At 34.1% G+C, this 24,458-nt stretch carries 17 protein-coding genes; 15 read left to right on the top strand and 2 right to left on the bottom strand.

Annotated features, from left to right (window positions below):
* Nucleotides 1-445 precede the first annotated feature (445 nt).
* The 8 genes from E0W69_RS20490 (at nucleotide 446) to hemB (ending at nucleotide 7,968) form a co-directional block, all read left to right on the top strand.
* A complete protein-coding gene (locus E0W69_RS20490) occupies nucleotides 446-610 on the top strand; it encodes a hypothetical protein (protein WP_191967840.1) in 165 nt (54 codons plus the stop codon).
* Between the two features lie 129 nt (nucleotides 611-739).
* Nucleotides 740-1,672: a PfkB family carbohydrate kinase gene (locus E0W69_RS13200; protein ID WP_225321256.1), complete on the top strand. Its 933-nt coding sequence runs from the start codon at nucleotides 740-742 to the stop codon at nucleotides 1,670-1,672.
* Between the two features lie 242 nt (nucleotides 1,673-1,914).
* Nucleotides 1,915-3,135 carry a glutamyl-tRNA reductase gene (gene hemA, locus E0W69_RS13195; RefSeq protein ID WP_131330519.1) on the top strand — a complete coding sequence of 407 codons (1,221 nt, stop codon included), beginning with the start codon at nucleotides 1,915-1,917 and terminating at the stop codon, nucleotides 3,133-3,135.
* Nucleotides 3,136-3,154: 19 nt separating this feature from the next.
* Nucleotides 3,155-4,111: a hydroxymethylbilane synthase gene (gene hemC, locus E0W69_RS13190; protein ID WP_131330518.1), complete on the top strand. Its 957-nt coding sequence runs from the start codon at nucleotides 3,155-3,157 to the stop codon at nucleotides 4,109-4,111.
* A complete protein-coding gene (locus E0W69_RS13185) occupies nucleotides 4,095-4,808 on the top strand; it encodes a uroporphyrinogen-III synthase (RefSeq protein ID WP_131330517.1) in 714 nt (237 codons plus the stop codon). Before hemC ends, E0W69_RS13185 begins: the two co-directional genes overlap by 17 nt.
* Nucleotides 4,809-4,824: 16 nt before the next feature.
* Entirely contained in the window at nucleotides 4,825-5,868 is a 1,044-nt protein-coding gene (gene hemE, locus E0W69_RS13180) for a uroporphyrinogen decarboxylase (RefSeq protein ID WP_131330516.1), read from the top strand.
* Between the two features lie 126 nt (nucleotides 5,869-5,994).
* Nucleotides 5,995-6,948, top strand: a complete 954-nt coding sequence (gene hemF / locus E0W69_RS13175; protein ID WP_131330515.1) for an oxygen-dependent coproporphyrinogen oxidase — start codon at nucleotides 5,995-5,997, stop codon at nucleotides 6,946-6,948.
* Between the two features lie 27 nt (nucleotides 6,949-6,975).
* The gene (gene hemB / locus E0W69_RS13170) at nucleotides 6,976-7,968 is read left to right on the top strand and encodes a porphobilinogen synthase (protein ID WP_131330514.1); all 993 of its coding nucleotides are present in this window, start codon (nucleotides 6,976-6,978) and stop codon (nucleotides 7,966-7,968) included.
* Nucleotides 7,969-8,277: 309 nt separating this feature from the next.
* Here hemB and E0W69_RS13165 read toward each other — a convergent pair whose 3' ends face one another.
* Complete coding sequence (locus tag E0W69_RS13165) at nucleotides 8,278-9,726, bottom strand: sugar MFS transporter (protein WP_225321255.1); 1,449 nt, start codon at nucleotides 9,724-9,726, stop codon at nucleotides 8,278-8,280.
* Nucleotides 9,727-9,850: 124 nt separating this feature from the next.
* On the opposite strand from E0W69_RS13165, the gene hemH reads away from it, so the two are divergent.
* The 3 genes from hemH to E0W69_RS13150 all read left to right on the top strand — a co-directional run bounded on the left by hemH (nucleotide 9,851) and on the right by E0W69_RS13150 (nucleotide 12,353).
* A complete protein-coding gene (gene hemH / locus E0W69_RS13160) occupies nucleotides 9,851-10,876 on the top strand; it encodes a ferrochelatase (RefSeq protein WP_131330513.1) in 1,026 nt (341 codons plus the stop codon).
* 5 nt (nucleotides 10,877-10,881) lie between these two features.
* A complete protein-coding gene (locus tag E0W69_RS13155) occupies nucleotides 10,882-11,430 on the top strand; it encodes a CopD family protein (RefSeq protein WP_131330512.1) in 549 nt (182 codons plus the stop codon).
* Nucleotides 11,431-11,519: 89 nt separating this feature from the next.
* A complete protein-coding gene (locus tag E0W69_RS13150; protein WP_131330511.1) occupies nucleotides 11,520-12,353 on the top strand; it encodes a universal stress protein in 834 nt (277 codons plus the stop codon).
* Nucleotides 12,354-12,425: 72 nt separating this feature from the next.
* On the opposite strand, the gene E0W69_RS13145 is transcribed toward E0W69_RS13150, so the two are convergent.
* Nucleotides 12,426-13,862, bottom strand: coding sequence for an alpha-L-fucosidase (locus tag E0W69_RS13145; RefSeq protein ID WP_131330510.1), 1,437 nt, complete (start codon nucleotides 13,860-13,862; stop codon nucleotides 12,426-12,428).
* A gap of 176 nt (nucleotides 13,863-14,038) precedes the next feature.
* Between E0W69_RS13145 and E0W69_RS13140 the strand changes: the two genes are divergently transcribed.
* The 4 genes from E0W69_RS13140 to E0W69_RS13125 all read left to right on the top strand — a co-directional run bounded on the left by E0W69_RS13140 (nucleotide 14,039) and on the right by E0W69_RS13125 (nucleotide 24,366).
* Nucleotides 14,039-17,383, top strand: a complete 3,345-nt coding sequence (locus E0W69_RS13140; protein WP_131330509.1) for a SusC/RagA family TonB-linked outer membrane protein — start codon at nucleotides 14,039-14,041, stop codon at nucleotides 17,381-17,383.
* A gap of 24 nt (nucleotides 17,384-17,407) precedes the next feature.
* Nucleotides 17,408-18,982 carry a SusD/RagB family nutrient-binding outer membrane lipoprotein gene (locus E0W69_RS13135; RefSeq protein WP_131330508.1) on the top strand — a complete coding sequence of 525 codons (1,575 nt, stop codon included), beginning with the start codon at nucleotides 17,408-17,410 and terminating at the stop codon, nucleotides 18,980-18,982.
* Nucleotides 18,983-19,273: 291 nt separating this feature from the next.
* On the top strand, nucleotides 19,274-22,744 hold the full coding sequence (locus E0W69_RS13130) for a SusC/RagA family TonB-linked outer membrane protein (RefSeq protein WP_131330507.1): 3,471 nt from the start codon (nucleotides 19,274-19,276) through the stop codon (nucleotides 22,742-22,744).
* A 17-nt stretch (nucleotides 22,745-22,761) separates the two neighbouring features.
* Nucleotides 22,762-24,366 (top strand): SusD/RagB family nutrient-binding outer membrane lipoprotein, encoded by a 1,605-nt coding sequence (locus E0W69_RS13125; RefSeq protein WP_131330506.1) that lies wholly within the window; start codon nucleotides 22,762-22,764, stop codon nucleotides 24,364-24,366.
* The last annotated feature ends 92 nt before the right edge of the window (nucleotides 24,367-24,458 follow it).

Below are 24,458 nucleotides of genomic sequence, written 5' to 3'. Positions count from 1 at the left end.
TTTTAAATAAATAATTATTTGAAAAGCAAAATTCGAAAGAGAAAAACGCAAATAAAGTTTAAAGCGCCTAATAGGCTTTCAAATATACGGAAAGGAGAATAAAAATCGCGGTAGAATTTTTAATTCAAATACTTTAGTTTTAGGTGGTTATTGCAAGACCTATTTAGCTAAAGAATGTACGATGATTAATAAGATTATTGACTTTTATTTATATCCCTTACTTATTGCAATTGTAGTCCTTTCCCTAGTGAATAGCTTGTTTTATATGATATTTCCGACGGATTACATGGGTGATGTATTTAGAACGTTCTTTTTTTATTTAATAATGTATTCTATCTTTTTTTCTGTACCGATTATTCTTTACTTACTTTTTATATATCATATTTTTACGACAAGGTCAAGGCAGACGACATTGCTGTTTTCAATCTTTATTCCGATTTGTATTATGGTGGGGACAGGTTTTAGTATTGGATTTTGGGACATGGATAGTTTTAGTCCGAAATGGATCAAACATTTAATTGCTTATGAAGTCACGACAATTGGAATATATTATTACTATTTATATAAACAAAAGAAAGCGCAGCGAGAAGAAGAATTTTGGGATGAATAATACCACGTTTTAATGCTATACAACCATGTTTGGGGAAATCTTGTCAATTTATATTTTAAACAAAAAGTTAAACAAAACGCATTAATCGGTAATTTTGCGCCCGATTTTTAACCTAAATATATAATTATAATGTCTTCTTCTTTGATTACAGTAGGTACAATGGCTTTTGATGAAGTTGAAACGCCATTTGGACAGTCGGGTAGGATTATCGGTGGTTCTGCAACGTATGTTGCATATGCTGCAGCTCTTTTTGGTGATGATGTAAAACAAGTATCTATTGTAGGAAATGATTTTCCAGAAGCAGAATTGGAAGATCTAAAAAGTAGAGGTGTAGACGTGGAAGGTGTGCATAAAGTAAGTGATAAACCTTCCTTTTATTGGAAAGGTAAATATCATTTGGATATGAATACACGTGATTCTTTGGCTACAGAATTAAATGTATTGGCTGATTTTAACCCAATTATTCCAGATAGTTACCAAGGTGCAGAATTTCTTATGTTGGGAAATTTGGTTCCTGCCGTTCAAAAAAGTGTAATTCAGCAATTGAAGGTAAAGCCAAAATTGATTGTGTTAGATACGATGAATTTTTGGATGGATTCCGCTTGGGATGATTTGATGGATGTATTGAAATTGGTAGATGTTTTAGTAATAAATGACAGCGAAGCTAGACAATTGAGCAACGAATTTTCTATTGTAAAAGCTGCGAAAAAAATATTGGCAATGGGGCCAAATACCTTAATTATCAAAAAAGGGGAAAATGGTGCCTTGTTATTTAAAGACGATAAAGTATTCTTTGCTCCAGCAATGCCATTGGACGAAGTGTTTGATCCAACTGGTGCCGGCGATACATTTGCAGGTGGTTTTATCGGATATTTAGCAAAAACAGGAGATATCTCCTTTGAAAATATGAAAACAGCAATTGTCGTTGGTTCGGCTTTGGCAAGTTTCTGTTGTGAAGAATTTGGAACTTCCAGATTGAAAACCGTTACAATGAAAGATTTGGACGCTCGTTTAAACGACTTCGTTCAATTGGTAAATTTTGATATTTCTTTAAACGCTTAGGCTTTTTTGTAGTCTAATCCACGATATAATTTCAGGATAGATTTTCTTACAGATTTATCCTGAAATATCTAATTGATTTTATCTAATTGATTATTTATGAATTAATTAGAAAAATGACAAAGCCATGACTTTAGAAGCATGATTGGCAAATTTCGTTCGTTAACTTTGCCTGTGCTTATCGAATAAGCGGTGCGATGCTTATTCTCTCTAGAAAGGTAATGTATAGGAATAGATCTTGAACCATGGATGTACAAAATTTTTACTTAGCAGGAATAAATTACAAGAAAACCGATGTCTCTGTCAGAGGTAAATTTGCGCTAACAGAAGAACAACAAGGTAATTTGTTGCAAAAAGCATTGGGTATAGGTCTTAAAGATGTATTTGTAATTGCGACCTGTAACAGAACCGAAATCTACGGTGTAGCGCCTTCTGCAGAAATTCTTACGGAATTATTGTGTCATGAAACTGAAGGTGAAAAAGAAACTTTCGAGCAAATGGCATATATCTATTCTGCGGAAAGAGCAATGCAACATTTGTTTGAAGTTGCTGCTGGTTTAGATTCGCAGATTTTGGGTGATTATGAGGTGGTGGGACAGATGAAACAAGCGGTACAATTTGCAAAAGAGCAAGGTACGATCGCCGCGTTTTCTGATAGATTGGCCAATTTTGCAGTACAAGCTTCAAAAGAAATTAAGAACAAGACTTCTCTAAGTGGAGGCACTTTGTCCACTTCATTTGCCGCTATTCAATTTTTGAAATGGCATTTAAAAGATATTGAAAATAAAAAGATTGTATTAATCGGCGCAGGTAAGATTGGGACAAGTACAGCACGTAATTTGGTGGATTATTTACATACACAAAATGTAGTTATCATCAATCGATCCTTACACAAAGCACAAGAATTAGCGGAAGAATTGAATTTTAAATACGCTGCTTTTGAAGATTATGAAAATGAAATTGCAGACGCTTCTGTAATTATTACTGCAACAAATAATACTACTCCCATTATACAAAAAGCCCATTTACAAGGATATTCTCCTAAAATTATCGTAGATCTTTGTATTCCTAATAATGTGAATACCAATGTAAAAGAGATTCCAGGAACGATTTTGGTCAACGTGGATGAGTTATCTCAAATCGGTCAATTGACTTTTTCCAATAGAAAAGAAGAAATTCCTGCCGCTCAAGCGATTATTCGTCAATATTTGGATGAATTTGCAGATTGGTACAAAATGCGTAGAAATGTTCCGTTTTTGAAAGTTGCCAAACAAATGTTGGAGTCTATTCAAAAACAAAATCAAGAATCGCTGCGTGTCAATCAATGTGCGATGCCACAAGATATCGCCATGCAAAAAGCGATCAACAATATGGCGGTGAAATTGAAAGAAGAAATCGAAAATAAAGGTGGTTGTAACTGCATCGAAGCGATAAATTATTATATCACAGCAACTTCTGTTAATTAGTTGGAAGTTTTTTATATAAATGAGTAATCGGATTTTAAAAATTGGAACCAGAGATAGTGCTCTGGCGATGTGGCAGGCGGAAAAGGTGCAAGCGCTCTTAGCTGCAAAAGATATTGAGACGGAATTAATGCCGGTAAAAAGTACAGGAGATTTGGATCTTGTAACGCCATTATATGCGATGGGTGTACAAGGTATTTTTACCAAAAATCTGGATGCGCATTTGTTAAGTGGTACGATTGATATAGCGGTGCATTCTTATAAAGATGTTCCTACGCAATTGGCACAAGGAATTATCAAAGCGGCTGTATTGGAAAGAGCTTCTCCATTGGATATTTTAGTTTTGAATCCGAAATATTGGGATAAAAAAGACGATCAATGGCATTGGTCACGAGCGAATGCTACTAATTTTTTGATTGGTACGGGTTCTGTTCGTAGACGTGCACAGTGGTTACATAAATATCCAGATAGTATTTTGGAAAATTTACGTGGAAATGTACAAACTAGAATGCGTAAATTAGAAGAGCATGATTGGGATGGTGCCATTTTCGCGGAAGCTGGTTTGGATCGAGTGGAATTAAAATCTGATAATTTCCAGCATTTGGATTGGATGCTTTCCGCTCCAGCACAAGGTGCAATTGTTATTGTTGTTCGTGGAAATGATCATGAAGCATTTGAATTATGCGCACTTTTAAATGATGCAAATACAGATGTCGCTACGCAAATAGAACGTTCATTTTTGAGTGGTTTGATGGGAGGGTGTTCTACGCCAATCAGTGCATTTACAAAAATAGAAAACGAAGAAATTCATTTTCAAGGAAATATTTTATCCCCTGACGGAAAGCACAAAATGGAGATTGAAAAAGATGTTTCCATAGATCAAGCTGCAACTATCGGGAAATTAGCTGCGGAAGAATTATTACAAACTGGAGCTTTAGATATTATCAAAGAAATCAGACAATTTGAAAAAGGAAATTAATATCCTCTGTACGCGACTTTTAGATGTGCCAGTCGTAAATAAGGCCATTCAAAAGGGAATATTTATAGATTGTATGCCTTTTATCAGGACGGAATTTATGATTGATGGTGCGATTGCTGAAAAGGTAAAACAATTAGCAAATACAAAAATTAATGCAGTTTTTACGAGTGCCAAAGCGGTGGATGGGGTTGCCGGAATATTGGGTAATATAGTTCCTGATTGGAATATATACTGTACTGGAGGTGCAACTAAAAAAAAGGTAAACAAACTATGGGGCGATAAAGTTTTTGTCGTTTCTGGTAAACATGCCGTAGATATCAAAAATAAAATCATTGCTGATGCTACTATAAACGAAGTTGTATTCTTTTGCGGAGATCAACGTATGAATGATATACCCGAAAATCTTCCTTTAAATGGAATTGCAGTAGATGAAATGATCGTGTATAAAACGATCCTTACGCCCAAAATTATCAATAAGGACTATGATGGTATTATGTTTTTTAGTCCAAGTGCTGCACATAGTTTTTTCTCAGATAATACTATAAAAACGGACGTTGTTTTATTTTCCATCGGTCAGACGACTTCGGAGATTATTAAAACCTATAGTGCCAATGAAATTGTCACTAGCGAATGGCCGGGACAAGAAACTTTAGTAGACCAAATAATTCAATATTTTGATGTAAAAGTTACATCATAGATTTTAAATACAAATAATGAACGCGACAAATACTACTTTAAAAAACGACTTGATTTTAAAAGCCTTGCATGGTGAAAAGACAGACCGTACGCCGGTGTGGATGATGCGCCAAGCTGGTAGATATTTGCCTGAATATATTAAACTCAGAGAAAAATATTCTTTTTTCGAAAGATGTCAGACTCCTGAATTGGCGTGCGAAATTACATTACAACCAGTGGATATTATGGGGGTGGATGCCGCTATATTATTTTCGGATATTTTAGTGGTGCCGCAAGCTATGGGATTGGAGGTTCAATTAATAGAAAAACAAGGTCCATTGTTACCCAATCCAATCAAATTGGAATCTGATCTAGTTCGTGTATGTGTGCCAGATGTTGCGGATACTCTATCTTACGTATTCGAAGCTATTAAATTAATTAAGCAAGAGTTGAATGGACGTGTTCCATTGATCGGCTTTGCTGGTGCGCCTTGGACGGTATTTTGTTATATGGTTCAGGGGAAAGGATCTAAAACTTTTGATGAAGCAAAATCATTTTGTTTTAGTCAACCTGTATTAGCGCATCGACTATTGCAAATGATTACCGATACCACTATAAAATATTTGAAAATGCAAATAGAAAGTGGTGCGGACTTAGTTCAAATATTTGATAGTTGGGGAGGGTTGTTAGCTCCTGATGATTTTGAAGAAATTTCCTTACAATATATGCGACAAATTGTCGAGGCTGTAAAACCATACGCTCCCGTGATTATGTTTGCAAAAGGAGCTTGGCATAGTTTGGAATCTATGTCAGATACTGGCGCGATGGGTTTGGGTATCGATTGGTGTATTCGCCCAGAATTAGCAAGGAAATTAGTGGATGGAAAAGTTGCGCTGCAAGGCAATTTTGATCCCGCTAAATTGTTGGCGCCAATTCCAGAAATAAAGAAATCTGTCAAGAAGATGTTGGCTGATTTTGGACCTGGAAAATATATCGCCAATCTTGGTCATGGAATACTCCCTAATATTCCCGTGGACCATGCACGCGCATTTATAGATACGGTAAAAGAATACACTTATTAATAAAATAGCCACCGAAATTTCGGTGGCTATTTTATTTCGTCACGGTTCTGTAAAATAAAAAAAATAATTTCCAATAAAGGAAATTGCATTGTTCCTTTGCGGCGACTTCACTAAAATTTAAGATGTATGGAGCAAATATTAACTCAACCTAAGCTTTCACTACAACCTATTAAAGACGAATGGATCAGTTTCATTCACGATTTACAAGATACGATATGTTCCGCTTTGGAAAACTGTGATGGAAAAGCACATTTTTTTGAAGATAAATGGGAACGCGCTGGAGGCGGTGGTGGTAAGACGCGTGTTATTTGTGATGGAAATGTATTTGAAAAAGGTGGTGTAAATACTTCTATCGTATATGGAGATGTAACGGATGAAATGCGTCGTGCATTACCAGATATGAAAGGAGAGAAGTGGTTCGCCTGCGGTTTGAGTATGGTATTGCATCCGTCTAATCCTTTTGTACCAACGACACATTGCAACTATAGAATGTTTGAACTATATGACAATGATGGCAATATTGTAGATCGTTGGTTTGGTGGTGGTACAGATTTGACGCCGTATTATTTATTTGAAGAAGATGCAGTTCATTTTCACCAATCGTATAAAAACTATTGCGATAAATTCGATAGTAATTTTTATAGTTTGTTTAAAAAAGAATGCGATATCTATTTTGGCAATAAGCATAGAAATAATGAAAATAGAGGTATTGGTGGTATTTTCTATGATCATCAAAGACCTACTGAAGATAAAGATTCTCAATTTTGGATGAATTTTGCGAAAGAATGTGGCTATGGATTTATTGACGCCTATATTCCAATAGTGAACAAAAGAAAAACGATGGCGTATTCTCCTGAACATAAATATTGGCAAGAGATTAGAAGAGGTCGTTATACAGAATTTAACCTAGTGTGGGATCGAGGCACTATTTTTGGTTTGCGTACCAATGGCCGTACGGAAAGTATATTGATGAGTTTGCCTCCAACAGTGAGATTTGACTATAATTATCGTCCAAAAGAAGGAAGCGAAGAAGCAAAATTACAAGCTGTATGCGAACAGCCAATTGAATGGTTGGCTTAATTTTTTTAAATAAAATCACACTATAATATGTACTTACAAAGAAGAAACAGAACCTTAAGAAGAAATGAATCAATCAGAAGCTTAGTAAGAGAAACGATATTGACTCCAAATGATTTTATGGCACCGGTATTTATTGGAGAAGGAAAGGGGGAAAAACACGAAATTCCTTCCATGCCGGGATACTATAGATATTCTTTGGATTTAATGATTAAAGAAGTGAAGGAATTATATAGTGTAGGTGTTAAGGCTATCAATCCTTATGTAAAAGCTAGTGATAATCTCAAAGATAATACGGGAAAAGAATCTTGGAATCCAAATGGCTTAATGCAAACCAGTATTAGAGCTATCAAAGATGCCGTACCTGAAATGATTATCATGAGTGATGTAGCATTAGATCCATATTCTATCTACGGACATGATGGTATTATTGAAAATGGCGACATTGTAAATGATGCAACTATTGAAGCTTTGACTAAAATGAGTTTAAGTCATGCAGAAGCTGGTGTGGATTTCGTGGCGCCTAGTGATATGATGGATGGTCGTGTTGCTGCATTTAGAAAAGCATTTGAAGAAAATGGTTATAGTCATGTAGGTATTATGACTTATGCCGCAAAATATGCTTCTTGCTTTTATGGACCTTTTCGTGATGCATTAGATAGTGCACCTGTTGATAGTCAAAATATTCCAAAGAATAAAAAAACGTATCAGATGGATCCTGCCAATAGAACTGAAGCAATCAAGGAAACTTTGGATGATATTGCAGAAGGAGCAGATATCGTAATGGTAAAACCAGCGATGGCGTATTTGGATATTTTGAGAGAAGTTCGCAATGCGGTGAATGTTCCGGTAAGTGCTTATCAAGTGAGTGGTGAATACGCCATGATTAAAGCGGCGGCTCAAAATGGTTGGCTAGATGAAAAAGTAACCATGATGGAAAGCCTAACTTGTATCAAAAGAGCTGGTGCTGACATTATTTCAACCTATTTTGCAAAAGAAGCTGCGATGCTTTTAAATGGTTAATTGTAGATAGTTTAGTTATACAAAAAAGTCCGTTTGAATTAATTTTCAAGCGGACTTTTTTATTTTGACTATAAATTGGAATATTAGTTAAATAAATTCTGGAAAAGTAAATTTTGTAGTCAAATGACAATCGGTATTTATTGTCTTAGCGTTAAGAAAATCAATTGGATGAGTCGATAGAAAGAATATATGTCTGAGCGGCACGAAGTGACGTGAGTTTATATTCTTTCCGACAGAACGATTGATTTTTAGTTAAGATAATACAGCCTTGATCTTTTGTTTCTTTTCTATCAAGAGAAAATAAAAATATTATCCTAGGTATTTTTTCAAGTTTTTAAAACAGTATAGTCCGAAAAAAACTAAGTAGGAATAAGATATAACATGTAACAAAAATGAGGTTTGTACACCATATTTATCAGCAATAATCCCTTGGACGAAGGATAATAATCCTCCTCCTAATATTGCCATAATTAATAGCGACGAACCTTGACTTGCATGTTTACCCAATCCTGTAATTCCCAAAGTATAAATATTGGAAAACATGATTGAATTGAATAAACCGATAGCAAGAAATGTATAAATAATCCAATGATTATCGCTGGTTGCCCCAATAAGAACAAAGGCGGCACTGATAATAGCAAATATCGCTAAGGTTAAACCTGCATTTCTTTTTCCTAAAATAAATCCTATAATATTCAAAGCGATGAAGTAGAGCAAAAACTGAATATCATGTAAGGAAAGCGGATTGATCAATGATAATACGCCAAATACCAATAGTGCAATACCGATCATATAAATCAACCTTTTTCCTAAAGACATTGTTTTGTTAAATGCTATAGGTGCGAGGAATCTACCAATCATGGCGCCCCCCCAATAAAGAGAAACATAGTTTTTGGATATGGCATCAGAAAAACCAAATTTTTGTTCGAGTAGGACGATAATAAAACTACCAATGCCCGTTTCTGCTCCATTGTAAAAGAAAATACCCAACATTCCCAATTTGAGTTGTGGAAATTGCCAAGCGCCTTTTCCTTCTATTTTTTCAATTTCAGTATTGGAATTCGTGAGTTTGGGAAATTTGACTAAAGCAATAAGTATTCCCAATACTATAAAAATACATGCAAATATTAAATAAGGAATTCTCGCCGCATTTTCAGTAGGTACTCCTGTTTGAGGATTGGTAAATAATGTAAAAATCATATAACCGCCAATCAATGGGCCTAGTGTCGTTCCCAATGAATTAAAGGCTTGTGTAAGATTTAATCTTCCTGATGCTGTTTCTTCCGAACCTAAAAGTGTTACAAATGCATTGGCAGTGATTTCTAATAAAGTGAACCCAAATCCTAAAATTAATAGTGCAAATAAAAACAATGGATAAGATGCGAAATAGGAGGCCGGCAAGAATAATAAACAGCCCATTGTAGAAAGTGTAATTCCAATCAATACTGATTTTTTATAACCAATTCTTTGAATAGGATCACCTTTTTTTAGGGAAATACTATAATAAATAATGGAACCTATAAAATACGCACCTAAAAAACAAAACTGCACCAGCATCGACTGGGCATAGTTTAATGTAAATAATTTTCTAAAATACGGAATGATGACGTCCGTCATGGAGCGCAAAAATCCCCACATAAAAAATAGAGAGGTAAGGACAATTAAAGGAACGAGATACGTATTTTTTTTCTGCGCAATTGGTTCTTGTACTATGTTATTTGTTGCCATTGTAAAATTATAGGGTTGCAAGATACTCATAATCTTAAAATTGAAATTTTCTATGAAATGATTGAATAAAAATTGCCCAAGTCTTACATGCTGAGAAAGTATAAACTCTGACAACAAGGAAACTAAACGTATCTTTGCCATTCAAATAAGTGTTATGGCTAAGAAAGGATTGATATTGATGAATCTGGGCTCTCCAGCTTCAACCAAAGTTTCGGATGTAAGGAAATATTTACGTGAATTTTTAATGGATGAAAAGGTATTGGATTTGCCATATTTGGGTAGATTTATGCTGGTTAATTGCATTATAGCCCCCTTTCGTGCTCCAAAATCAGCAGAGGCTTATCGTTCTATTTGGACAAAAGATGGTTCGCCATTGATCACTTTGACCAAAGATTTAAAAGCAGCTTTGGATGGTATGGTTCCAGAATCGATCGAAATTGTGATGCGTTATGGACATCCCTCACCCGAAGAAGCCTATAATAATCTTTTGAAAAATAATCCTGATCTCGAGGAAGTAACGCTTTTTCCCTTATATCCGCATTATGCGATGAGTAGTTACGAAACTGCGGTGGATTATATGGTAAAAAAATATAAAGAAGGCAATTATCCCTTCAAGTTGAAAAATATTCCGGCTTATTTTGATAATGAATTTTATATCAATGCTCTTGCAAATACTATTAAGCCTTATTTGAATCAAGATTACGATAAAATATTATTTAGCTATCACGGCGTACCGGAAAGGCATATTCACAAAGGGCATGCGGAATTTAATCCCGAATTACCAGCCAATACAATTTGTTCTGGAGAGTGCCCATTGACTTTCAAATGTTATCGCGCGCAAGTACGTAAAACAACAAAATTAGTAGTTGAAAAATTAGGAATTCCTGAGGGTAAATGGGAACAAACTTTTCAGTCTCGATTAGGTCGGGATCCTTGGTTACAACCATATACGGCGGAAAGATTGGAAACGCTTCCAAAGGAAGGCGTGAAGAAATTATTGGTTGTTTCTCCTGCTTTTGTAAGTGATTGTTTGGAGACATTGGAAGAAATAGGTATTCAGGGTAGAGAATCCTTTATGCATGCGGGTGGTGAATCATTTGAGGCTATTCCTTGTCTCAATGTATCTCCAGATTGGATTCAAGCGATGGTACAAATTAAAGAAACAGCAGAATCGATTTAGACTTTATGTATCTATATATCAAAGCATTACATATCATTTTTGTTGTTTGCTGGTTTGCAGGTTTGTTTTATTTCCCTAGATTACTTATTTATAATCGTGAGGCACAGGATAAAGAATCGCCGGAAAAGGAAATTCTATCAAAGCAATATTTAACTATGCAAAAAAGGCTTTGGTTAGGTATTACATGGCCATCAGCAGTATTGACATTGATATTAGGTCCGACGGTCATGTTTATGGGAAGTTGGGATGCGATGTTGATACATACCTCTGATGCTAATTGGCTTTGGATCAAATTATTTTTTGTCGTTGTACTATATGGCTATCATCTGAGTTTACATTATATATACAAATTACAACAGGCGAATGATTATCGTTATACAGGACAGCAATTACGTATTTGGAATGAGATTGCAACTATTTTATTATTTGCCATCGTTTTTTTGGCTACTGTAAAAAGTAGTTTGAGCTTTGTATGGGGGATTTTGGGAATTGTTATTTTGTTTATTGTGTTGATGGCTGCGATTCGTATATATGCGAGAATTAGAAAAAAATAACGAATTCTATATTTATTGCAAACTTCAAATGCGGTAAATTTGTTAAGATAAAAGAAACAAATTAAATTATCACCTAATAATTTATTCATATGAAAAAGTCCATATTGCTACCAACCGATTTTACGGAATTGGCTTACCATGCAGCTGATTACGCAATTAATTTAGCAAAGCAAATAAATATTTCTGAAATTATCATTTATCATGCATGGCAAGCGCCTGTGACGATTGATGCAGGGTACAGCAATGCTAATTTGATGAATGGTGAAGAACTAAGAGAAATTAGTGATGAAAATCTAAATTCATTTGCTGAAAAAATACAAAAAATAGCTGGTGACTCTATTCAAATAATTAAAGAAATTGAATATAGCCCAGTAGCGAGTGGTGTAGAAGATATCTGTGAGAAACATGATGTTGCTTATGTTGTGATGAGTGTGTCTGGTTCTGGTAAATTTGTGGAAAAAGTAATTGGTAGTAATGCGGTCACTACGGCTAAAAATAGCACCATTCCCGTAATTATCGTTCCCGCTAATTATCATTTTCAACCGATTAAGAATATTGCACTTTCTTGTGATTATAAAGAAATAAAAAGTACGATTCCAATTACTCCTATTAAAACCATCTTAAATGAAACCACTGCAAAATTGTTTGTGGTAAATGTCGATGTGACGCGTGAATTGTCTGATCAAGATTTAGAAGATGCTAATAAAATGTTGCATGAATCATTTGAATCAACTGATCCAGAATTTCATATATTGGAAGAAGATAATTTCGTAGATGCAATCAATAATTTTTCCAAAGAAAATGATATTGATTTGATTATAGCTGTTCCGAAAAAGAAAGGTTTTTTTGAAACATTGTTCAAAGGAAGTCGTACGACAGAATTAGCATTTAATAGTAAGACGCCGATTTTGGTAGTTCATTAATTAGAACGTACTATAAAATAATAAAAGGCTTCCGATTTCGGAAGCCTTTTATTATATGGTAATCAATATAAATTAATAATCAATTTCAAAACTCCATGCTTCTTTACATGGGAGATTTTGATTCAATTTATCTGAAATAGCTATTTGTAAACTATTAGCGTCTTGTTTCCATTTCAATTTAGAAGATGCACCTAAAAGTTTTACGGATTTAATTTTCTTTCCAGTTAGATTCTGGATAGAAATTTCATTGGGTAATTTGTTCTCATTTTCATCTGCGCGATAAATGGCAAATACCGTATTTGCCTTATTTGTAAATACAAATTTTCCTTGTGCTCCAATAGTACTGTCACCAACACTATTATATATTGCATTCCCATTTATATCTAACCATTTACCAATTTCTTTGAGGCGACTATATGCATTAGGATCCCAATCACCTTTTCGACTTGGTCCGATATTTAAAAGTAAATTCCCATTTTTAGAGACAACTTCTGTCAATATATGAATGACTTTGTTCGCTGATTTATAAGTGTCATTTGGTACATAAGACCAACTATTGCCAAGCGTCATGCAACTTTCCCATGGATAAGGTAAATAATGCGCAGGGATAGATTGTTCGGGAGTTACATAGTTTTCATATTCACCACTTACAGTTCTATCCACAAATAAAAGTCCTGGCTGATTTTTTCTAGCCATAGTTGCGATTTTTGGCATATCAATATCTTGGTCATAAGGGATAGATTTTTGCCAATCTACACTTGTATCTATTGTTGATTTTGGACGTACCCAGCCGCCGTCAAGCCACAAAATATCAATCGATCCATAATCTGAAGTTAACTCGCCAATTTGATTATAGACAAATTGTTTGTACGCTTCCCATTTTTCAGGATATTTCTTTGGATTGTAGGAAGGATTGCGACTGGAAGGTGGAAAATAACGCCACCAGTAATCATTACTATGCCAATCCGGTTTGGAGTAATATGCGCCAATCATGAAATTATCATTTCTAAATGCAGAAAAAACTTCTTTGGCAATATTCGCTTTTGGATTGGCCGAGAATGGATCTTTGGGGTCGGTTACTTTATAGTCTGAATATTTAGTATCAAACATATTGAAGCCGTCATGATGTTTTGTTGTGAAAACAACATATTTCATTCCCGCATTTTTAGCAGCATCCGCCCATTTTTGAGGATTAAATTCAGTTGGGTTAAATGTTTTTTGCAAATTTTCGTACGCTTTTACATATTCGAAGTAATTATCTTTATAAGGACCTTTTCTTTCGCACCAACCTTCATCTTCAGGACAAATACTCCAACTTTCTACAACTCCCCACTCGCTATAAGTTCCCCAATGCATAAGTAATCCAAATTTTTCGGTTTGCCATTGCACTAATTTTTTTTGTACAAGTGGATCTGTTGGAGGGGTATAATCTTTACTGGTATTATGTTGTTGTGCATTTGCATGAATTGTTAATGAAAATGCAATGATAGTCAATAGTTTAAGTTTCATATTGTATTAAATTAGATGTGAACATTTTATCAAAATTATGTGTAAATGTCAATACTTTTTAAATTAATTTATTAAATGTGTTAAGAAATTGTTTTTTATATCGAAAGTATTGTTAATTTAGCCTAATATTTAAACACTTTTTAAGTCTATTGACTAAACAATTAATTTTTTTGACTATGTGGATCAAAAACTGTCGTTGGCTATTAATGCTGATGGCCATGTTCATGATGGTCTGTGGCTATGCCCAGCAAATTAAAACAGTAACTGGTTCGGTTTCTGATGAAAAGGGAACCCCTGTTGAAGGTGTCTCTATAAGAGTTACAAATGGTAAAGCGCTAGGTATGACTGATACCAAAGGTAGCTTTTCTGTAAAAATTGGTACAACTGTAAGTTCATTAACATTTAGTTCTGTTGGTTACGCAGAACAAAAAGTTGCTGTTAGTGGTGATTTTTTAAAAGTAACAATGTTAACTAAATCAGATTCCGCTGAAGAGGTAGTTGTAACTACATCTTTTGGTATTAAAAAACAAGCACGTTCTTTGGGGTATGCAGTAAGTACTGTTTCTGCTAAAGATTTGACCGAAAGCGGAGCTACAAATATTGGATCTGCACTTTATGGTAAAGCGGCCGGTGTAAAAATAGTACAGGCTCCTGGAGGTGCTTCTAGTGCAGTCAGTGTACAAGTTCGCGGAGTTTCTTCAATTGGTTTAAATACACAACCGCTTTATGTGGTTGATGGTGTGCCTATTCGTTTGTATAATGATCTTCAAGGAAATTTAGGTACTAATGCAAATAATGGTGGTTTTTGGAGTCAACCTAGAGTACAGAGCAATGGTGTATTAGATATAAATCCGGAGGATATAGCTAGCTTGACTATTTTGAAAGGGGCGAGTGCATCTGCCTTATATGGCTCTGAAGCAGCGAATGGTGTAGTTGTTATTACAACAAAAAAAGGCTCCTCTTCAAGAGGCTTGGGTGTCGACTTTAATGAAGTATTAAATACCGAAAAAGTTGCATATGGTCCTGATTATCAAAATGAGTATGGACCTGGTCAAAGTGCATTTTCAATGTTAAATAACAATGTAACTATCGATGGTGAAACTTATGATCCAACTACAGGTTTTTTTACCAACAATACTACGGGTGCTCAACATCCTTATTATAATACTTATTCTCAATTCGGTCCAAAATTCGATGGTCGTGATGTAACTTATTGGGATGGAACCACTAGAAAGTATAGTGCGAATAAGAATAACTATATGGATTTTTTTCAATCTGGATATAATTCTAATGCGAATATTGCAGTATCTAATGCATCTGATAAAGGTAGTTATAGATTCTCCTATACACGTATGGATTACAAAGGGATTATGCCTGGTAGTAAATTGAATAAAAATAACTTCAATTTTAACGGAACTTTGAAGTTGTCTGATAGAGTGAGTTTAGATGTTGTATCATCATTCAATAATAATTATACGCATAATAGACCATATATGTTAGGTCAGATTTTTGGCTCTTATAGTGGATTTTTCAGCCGTATGGATGATATGAACACATTTAAAAATCTATACAAAACTTCTGATGGATACAAATATGTAGGGTATACAACAAATCCTCAATATGATGAGAGTGAAGTATTTAAATATGCAACGAATGCAACTAACATACTAGATTATTATTGGAATGCATATAGTAATAGCTATGATGAACATCAAAATCGTTTTATAAATAGTGTAACATTAAATGTTGCTTTTTCAGATCATTTGAGATTCCGTGGTAGAGTAGGTGGTGATTTTACCAGTTTTAATAGTGAAGAAAAAGATGCTAATACCATTCCCAATTCTTTAGGTAATTCCGGTACATATGCTATTACGACAAATACTTATAATATATTTTATGGCGATGGTACATTGACTTATAATAATAAAATTGGTAATGACTTAGATTTTACTATTATGGGTGGTGCTTCTGGTCGCAAACAGATATACAAATCTCTTTATAGTACAACAAATACAGGTCTGGGTACAGAAGATTGGTATAGCTTGAATAATTCATTGTCCGCAGTTACAAGTTCTACTAATAATGGGAATCAGTTAGATATAGCTAGTTTTGGAACTATAGATTTAAACTATAAAGGTTTGATTTATTTAGAAGGAACAGGAAGATATGAAGCTACGTCAACTTTGCCAAGTAACGCTAATAACTATTTTTATCCTTCAGTGAATGGAAGCTTTATATTGTCAGATGCTGTTAAATTGCCAAAATTTTTCAATTATGCTAAAATTAGAGCTTCTTATGGGTTAGTGGGTAATCATCCAAATATTTATCAGGCAAATGTTGCTTACACTCAAAATACGTTAAATTATAATTCAAGTAATGTATTGTATCAATATATGGTTGGTTCTACATTTGGAAATAATAACATAAAATCTGAAAAGAAAAGAGAAGCTGAGTTTGGTTTGGAAACAAGAGTGCTAAATAATAAATTGGGCATTGACTTAAGCTTTTATACCAACAAAGTGTCTAATCAGATTCTTACAATCTCTGTACCTTCGTCTTCTGGTGCGTTGGCTTATTTGGCTAATGCAGGCGATCTAGCCAACTATGGATATGAAGCTGCATTAAATTATTCAGCGATAACTACAAGAAACTTTTCGTGGACCACTAGATTTAATTTTGCAATTAATAAAAATAAATTAACCTCATTGCCTAATGGTCAAACAAATTTGATTAACAATTCATTTGATGGAGGCTATGCCATCATTAGATCCTCAGTAAATGACGCATTGGGAAATATATACGTTCATCCTAAAGCTACAGATGGTAATGGTAACGCTATTATAGATGATAATGGTTATTATACTGTGAATACAAGTGATTATCAAAAAGTAGGTAATATTATGCCTAAAATGGTAGGTGGATTTTCTAATAGCTTTAAGTATAAAGGGTTTGGATTAGATTTTACAATAGATTATCGTTTAGGAGGAAATATGATTTCTATTCCTACTTATTATCAAATGGGGGCAGGTATGTATAAAAGTACACTTCAATACAGAGATGCTGCACATGGAGGTATTGCTTATAATGTTGAATCGTCAACTACAGGATACACAAATGTTGCAAATGATAATGGTACATACCATGATGGTTTAATTTTAAAGGGTGTAACTTCATCAGGAGCTACTAATACTAAAGTTATTTCAGCAGAACAGTATTACTCTAATACTTATAATTGGGAAACTGCGGGTTTATATGAAAATGCAGTGTTCAAGAATAGTTATATTAAATTCAGAGAATTGACATTTAGTTACAATTTGCCGAAAACGTTTACCCAAAAGATTCATTTTCAAAATTTACAATTTGCTTTGATTGGACGTAATTTATTCTATATATGGAAAACATTGCCCCACGGTATTGATCCAGAGGCAGGTGTAGGTTCTTCTTGGATGAGTCAGGGTGTGGATATTGGTGCGGCCGCTCCAACTAGAAGTTATGGTATTAGTTTGAGAGCAAGCTTCTAATTATTCAAAAACAAAACATTTAACATGAAGCGCATAATATATAATTTAGTAATATTGATTTCTTTAATTTCAACTCTATCTTCTTGTAAGAAGAGTTTGGAAAATGATTATCTTAACCCACAATCTGTTGAAGATGGGTCTATTGATAGAGTATTTAGTTCTATGCTTTTAAATAGAAGAATACAGCCTACATATTGGGATTTTAGAACTTTTATTTTACCGGCTACAGGTGCCTTCTCTCAAGTAACTGCAGCAGAAAGTGCCTCTAATATGTGGATTCCTAGCCTAGATTATGGTCAGGATCGTTGGACTGATTTTTATTCTGCTAGTCCAGGTATAATTAATGAATATACCGAAATGAATACCCTTTATAATGCATTAACTGATGCAGAAAAAAGTGCCCAATATGTTTATTTAGAATTAGGCAAAATTGTATTATATGATCAAGCCGCTCAAATGATTGATCTATGGGGTGATATTCCTTTCTCAGAAGCTAATTCATTAAATAGTTCAGATAGAACAGTTCATCAAGCAGTGTTTGATGACGCAGCGACACTTTACAATTCTTTTATAGATTCATTAGATAATATCAATACCTATTTAAGCAGCTATACACCTTCTACGGTAACAACTGCATCTTTGAAAAAACAGGATTTGATTTATACAGGTGATTTGACAGGATGGCAGAAATATGCTAATTCATTAAGATTAAGATTATTGATGCGTATTTCTAATGTATCAGAAAGTTCAGCGAAAACAAGTATAACAACGATGTTAAATGATCCATCTACATATCCATTAATTGAATCTAATGATGATAATGCAGTGCTTCCAATGTCTCCAACTACATTTAATAGTGATATACTAAGTGCATTTACGGATAATAGTGGACAATATTCATTTGCTCCTACTTATTTGATTGATAGTTTTATGTCAGCTAATAATGATCCAAGATTACCTTTTTATTGGAACAAAACCTCAAGTGGTACAGATAGTGGAACTTATAAAGGAATGCCTATTGCAGCGGGTTCTGGAGTTTATAATACAGGTGTAGGTAAATATTCTACATATGATTCTGCAACGTTTATGTATAACTACAATGTTCCTGGTGTGCTATTTACAGCTTCAGAGTCTGAATTTTTAAAAGCTGAAGCATATCAAAGATGGAATTTAGGAGATCCCACAAGTGTTTATGAATCAGGAATTAGATCTTCTATTAATTTTTATTATAGTATTCAAAATGGCGCAATATTTAATGCTAGAACTTTCACAAAGGATGCTGAACCAACTGAGACTGCGATCGCAAGTTATTTAGCGGAAGATGATATTGCATTAACAGGAACAGCAACAAATAAACTTATCAAAATTTATAAGCAAAAATGGGAGCATTTCTTTATTCTGCAAGCCGGACAAGCATGGGCAGAAGTGAGAAGGACGGGTTATCCTAAATTGACATTTTATACAGCTAGTAATAGTAACGCATCGCAACCCCCAATGCGATTACTATATCCTTCTACTGAAAAACTTTATAATACTAACTATTCAAGTGTTGAATCTAAGGATACAAGAGATACTAAGATTTTCTGGGATATTAATTAGTATTAGATATAGAGTTTATTTTCCTTAAAGAGAAACAAGTCATAACTAATTAGTTATGACTTGTTTTTTTATGTATATCATCCCAAATGATTGATTAGAAAAAGTGTTATTTATGGAATCATTAATATTTATCTTATATTTTAATATGCAAAAATTTATATAGTTATTATGTAAAAATAAAAAAAATATGAACTTTTGTTTTTTATGTTAAAAGATTTATTAATTTAGTATATTATTAGGAATTGACTAAATCCTGATTGCCATAATTTTTTTAACCAAACAACGTGCTTTATGAATGTAAGATTAATTAGGTTCATTGCAGGTTTTGTTCTATTTGTATGTATCCATAAGGAAGGCTTTTCACAGAGTCTTACTATTAATGGGTTTGTAAAAGACGAATCTGGTGTGCCAATAAGTAATGTGAATGTAATTGTCAAGAATGGACGAAATCTTGGAGAAACCGATGAGGAGGGTAGATTTCTCGTACCCTTAAGTTCCGCAACAATGTTACTCCAATTTGTTCATGTCGGTTATGGTACTGAAGAAAAACAAGTAAGTACTGGAGATACTGTTTATATAACTTTACATTCCACAAATAAAGATGGAAATGAAGTGATTGTAACTGCACTGGGTATCAAGAGAGAATCGAGATCTATTGGCTATTCTGCGCAAAAAGTGAATGGATCTGATATAACAAAAGCTTCGGCACCAGACATAGCAACAGGTTTGATGGGAAAAGCTGCAGGGTTAAATATCTCCACCTCCAATGGCGTTCAAGGAAATTCTCAAAGAATTGTAATTAGGGGTAATAGTATGATTACAGGCAGCAACCAACCTCTTATTGTTATTGATGGTATTCAGGTTACAAATGATGCTATTGGAGGTCAACAACAATCTACAAGAAACGCGAATGGTACAGATAATACTAGTGTTGTTTCTCCTAAAGATTGGGGCTCTTATTTAAATTTTTTGAATAGTGATGATGTTCAGGATATTACAGTATTAAAAGGTGCAAATGCTGCAGCCTTATATGGCGCTCGAGGTGCGAATGGGGTACTTTTGATAACAACTAAAAAAGGTGCAAATCGACCTGGGCTTGGTGTTGATTATAATATATCTATGTTATTTTCCAATCCTTATAGATATCAAGATGTCCAGAATTCCTATGGATATGGAGCCGCAAATGCTTTATGGTCAGCAACACCTCAATTTGGAACTACATCTGATGGTCAATTGCGATATCCTGGGACTTATCCTTGGGATGGTACGCCAGCTGGAGATGCTTATGAAATTGCTGGCAATATTCCTTGTGGATATTCTTCATGGGATATTTTTAGTTGGTATGGTCCTGCTGTAAGTTGGGGGCATAAATTAGATGGAACAGAAATAGTATGGTGGGATGGCGTTAAGCGTAAATGGGATCCGCAGCCAGATAATAGAAAGGCATTTTTCCGTACAGGAAATACGACAACACATAATGTGTCTATCAATAAATCAGGGGATTTTGGTAGTCTCAGATTTGCATATACTAGACTCGATAATACCGCAATTATAAAAAATAGCAATTATCATCAAAATAGTTTTAATCTCGGATCGAGCTTAAACGTTACAAAGATTTTAAAAGCAGACATAACCGCCAGTTATAACAATTATTTTAGATTAAATGTTCCTGATATAGCTGGGGATGCTGGTTGGACTAATTTTATGATTTATTCAATGCCTAGAGATTATAAACCATTAGAATTTTCTGAATATAAAAATGCAGATGGTAGTAAAAAGGATTTTATAGGAGATAGCCCATTTGGATATTATCCATATCAGAATAATTATAATCAAAATTTATTTTGGCATTTATTTGAACAAAATCAAAGATTGTATCGCAACCAATTTTTGGGCTCTGTAAAATTGTCTGCAGATGTGGCTCCTTGGTTAAATATTGCAGGGCGTTCATCTATTAATTATGCCGTTGCTAACATTGAAAGTAAATACTCTCCCATTGATGCACAAGGTGTTCAGGGGCAATATGGTATTGAATACACTAAAAATCAAGATGTTAATTTAGAATCTTTTGCTACCGCCCACAAAAGCAATATTTTCAATTCAAAATTTAGCGGAAGTTTTATGGTTGGTACTTCATCTTTGAAAAGTCGTTATTATGACAATTCTGCTTGGAATAGTGGTGAAAATGGTGCGACCTATGGTCAATCTAGTACTTATCCTTGGACTACTCCTTATAAATATTACTTAGCAAATACTACAAATGCAAATGGAATTCAAGCACCAGTAGAACAATGGAATGACTATAATCTAAATTCTTTATATGGTATATTGGATGTAAGCTATGATAATTATTTGTTCTTGCAAGTATCTGGTAGGAATGACTGGTCTTCTACTTTGCCAGAAAAAACTTCCTCTTATTTTTACCCTGCGGCGAGTTTGAGTTTTGTTTTTACAGATGCAATTTCTGCATTTAAAAACCTTAGTTGGTTAAGTTATGGTAAATTGAAAACTTCATTTGCTAAAAGTGCAAATGGTGCATTACCTTACCAAGCCATATATACATATTCATCTAGTGTTATATCAAATTATCTAAATGGAAATACACCATCTTCTTTTGGAGGAGTACCCGTAAGAGGATATAAGTCTGTATTGCCACCAGGTGGATTCTTGGTCCCACAAAGTAATCGTTCTTATGAATTTGGGCTAGAAGCTGGGTTATTTAATAATAGAATAAATTTTGAATTGACCTATTATCAAACTAGGTCTAAAAATCAAATATTGGCTAGTAGTGTAGCTACTTCAAGTGGCGCTAGTAGTGTAACTTTTAACACTGGAGATCTTTCAAATAAAGGTTTTGAGTTTATAGTAAGAGCTTCTGCTATTAAAAGCCAAAAATTCTCCTGGGATATAACAATAAATGGTGCGCATAATCAAAATAAGGTTCTTTCTTTAGCTGATGGTATAGATAGATATCCATTGCAAGATTTGTGGGGAACAAATGGAGTGCAGATGTATGTAAAAGCAGGGGATAATTATGGTTCCATTTATGGCTACGATTATACATACATTAATGGGAAAAAAGTTGTACAAAAAGTACTAGATAAAAATGACGCAACTAAGGTTGTAGGTACTCAGTATGTAACTACAGAAGATCCTGTGGTAATTGGTAATGCTACTCCAAAGTTGACAGGTGGCATAAGTAATAATTTTAGATATAAAAATTGGAGTTTATATGTATTAACTGATTTTAAAGTTGGAGGTCAGATATATTCTGCAGACTATTCAGCTGCAATGGGAGAAGGTTTGGCACCGGAAACTTTAAAAGAAAGAGATGGAGGAGGTTTGCCTTATACTTTTCCAGATGGAACTACTGCTAATGCAGGAGTGATTTTAGACGGTGTTTATGCAGATGGTACTGCCAACACAGATGTAGTACATTATATGTATAAATATGCAGGTCAATATGCAGCGTGGTCAAATGTTAAGATGCCAAGAAGTAATGCAATATTTACGAATAGTTGGGGGAAACTTAGAGAAGTTAATTTGACTTATTCTGTTCCTAGCGAAATAGTGAGGAAAGCCAAATTTATTCAAGCGTTAGACTTGTCTTTAATCGGGCGCAATCTCTTTTACATTTTCACAACTTTACCAGATCATCTTAATCCAGAAGCAATTAACGGTATCGGAAACGCCCAAGGTATACAATGGTCTCAATTTCCAGGGACTAGAGAACTAGGCTTTTCAGTAAAAGTTAAATTCTAATTATTAAAACATTAGATATGAGAAATTTAATTAAATATGAAATATTGATTTTATTTGGTATTTGCACTATTATTTTAACGACATCTTGTAAGAAAAATTTTGAAGAAATAAATACACCACATACAGAAACAACAGAAGCAACAACTCCAGAATTATTTAATCTTATAATTAGTTCTTTACCAATTCAATCTGGTGAGTATTCATTTATGAATTCCTGGATGTATCCAATTACACAACAAGCAATAGTTACAGCTGGAGCCTATCCTTATGATAATGCAAAAGCAGAAGTCTGGAGTAACTTTTATTCTACAATGGCAAATTATAGGCTACTACAAAGTCGTATAAGTTCAACTGCTGATACAACTACTATGGATAATCTTAGTGCAATGCTTAAAACTATAATATCTTACAAGGCCTTTAAGATGACTAATTATTATGGAGATATGCCATATTCTAATTCAGGCTATGCACCATTGTTAGGTTCTAATTACTATAAAGCTACTTATGATACTCAAAGTGATATCTATAGTGCTATTTTAACAGATCTAGATTGGGCGGTAGATCATTTTTCTTCAAGTTCTAATCAATATTCTGTGGGTTCATATGAAACATTTTTGAAGAATGATGTTACTACATGGAAGAAATTTGCTAATAGTTTAAGATTGTATGTAGCAGTCACACTAGCTTCAAAAAACTCAAGTTTGGCCACTACACAGATTTCTAAAGCATTAAATAATCCTCTTTTACAAGAAGGTGAAGATATTGGACTTTGGCCATCCAATATTACTAATCTACAGTTTCAATGGCGACAATGGTCATTCTCTGCTAATTGTTATTTAAGAATGGGGAGTACCATGTGGAACTGGATGTCGTCCTCTGATGATATAGATGGAAATGGAATATTTGATATTAGAGCAAAAATATTTTATGAACCAAATGGTGATGATAATTGGGTGCCATATCCTCAAAATCCAACCAGTAGTACAACATCAGAAGGAGGTAGTCCTTATAATACATTGAGATTTACAAATTGGGATACCTTGCGTTCTGGAATGCATTATTCTCCTGTTAATTTATATTTTGAACAAGATTTAACATCAATTCCGGAATTGATGTTAACTTCTGCACAAGTCTATTTCTTGAAAGCTGAGGCTTATAATAGAGGTATAGGAGTGACTGCAAATAGTACATTAGCGAAAGCCGCTTATGACTCAGGTATAGCAGCGTCATTGAATATGTGGAAAGGTATTGCGTTTAATTCATCTGTTTGGGTTGTTAATAAACCAACTTCTGCAACTGCAACTGCAACAGAAATCGCCGCTATCACAGCAAATTCAAAAACTTCCTATAATACCAGTGATGCTACAAGTGCGTTAAAACAAATATATGCACAACTATGGATAGATCAATATCGTCAACCATTTGATGCTTGGACCTTGTTGAAACGAACCGGTGGATTGACGCCTATGTCTGGGGATAATTCTCAGTATTACGATAATAATTTTGGTAAATTTTATAAATTCTTATATCCTGACGATGAACTTAGTTACAATAGCATAAATTGGAAGGCTGCAAGTGGAGGTATTAATCTGGCAACCACTAAATTATGGATACAACCATAGCGTTTTATTTTCAATAGAAAATGGCAATTATTTTTAAATTGCCATTTTTATTTCGTTGATTATCTTAATTTTATTGGCTCTGATACAAACGA

This window comes from Rhizosphaericola mali (assembly GCF_004337365.2).
GTDB lineage: Bacteria > Bacteroidota > Bacteroidia > Chitinophagales > Chitinophagaceae > Rhizosphaericola > Rhizosphaericola mali.
The sequence above is the reverse complement of the archived record's forward strand: the minus strand, read 5'-3'. Positions and strand labels throughout refer to the sequence as shown.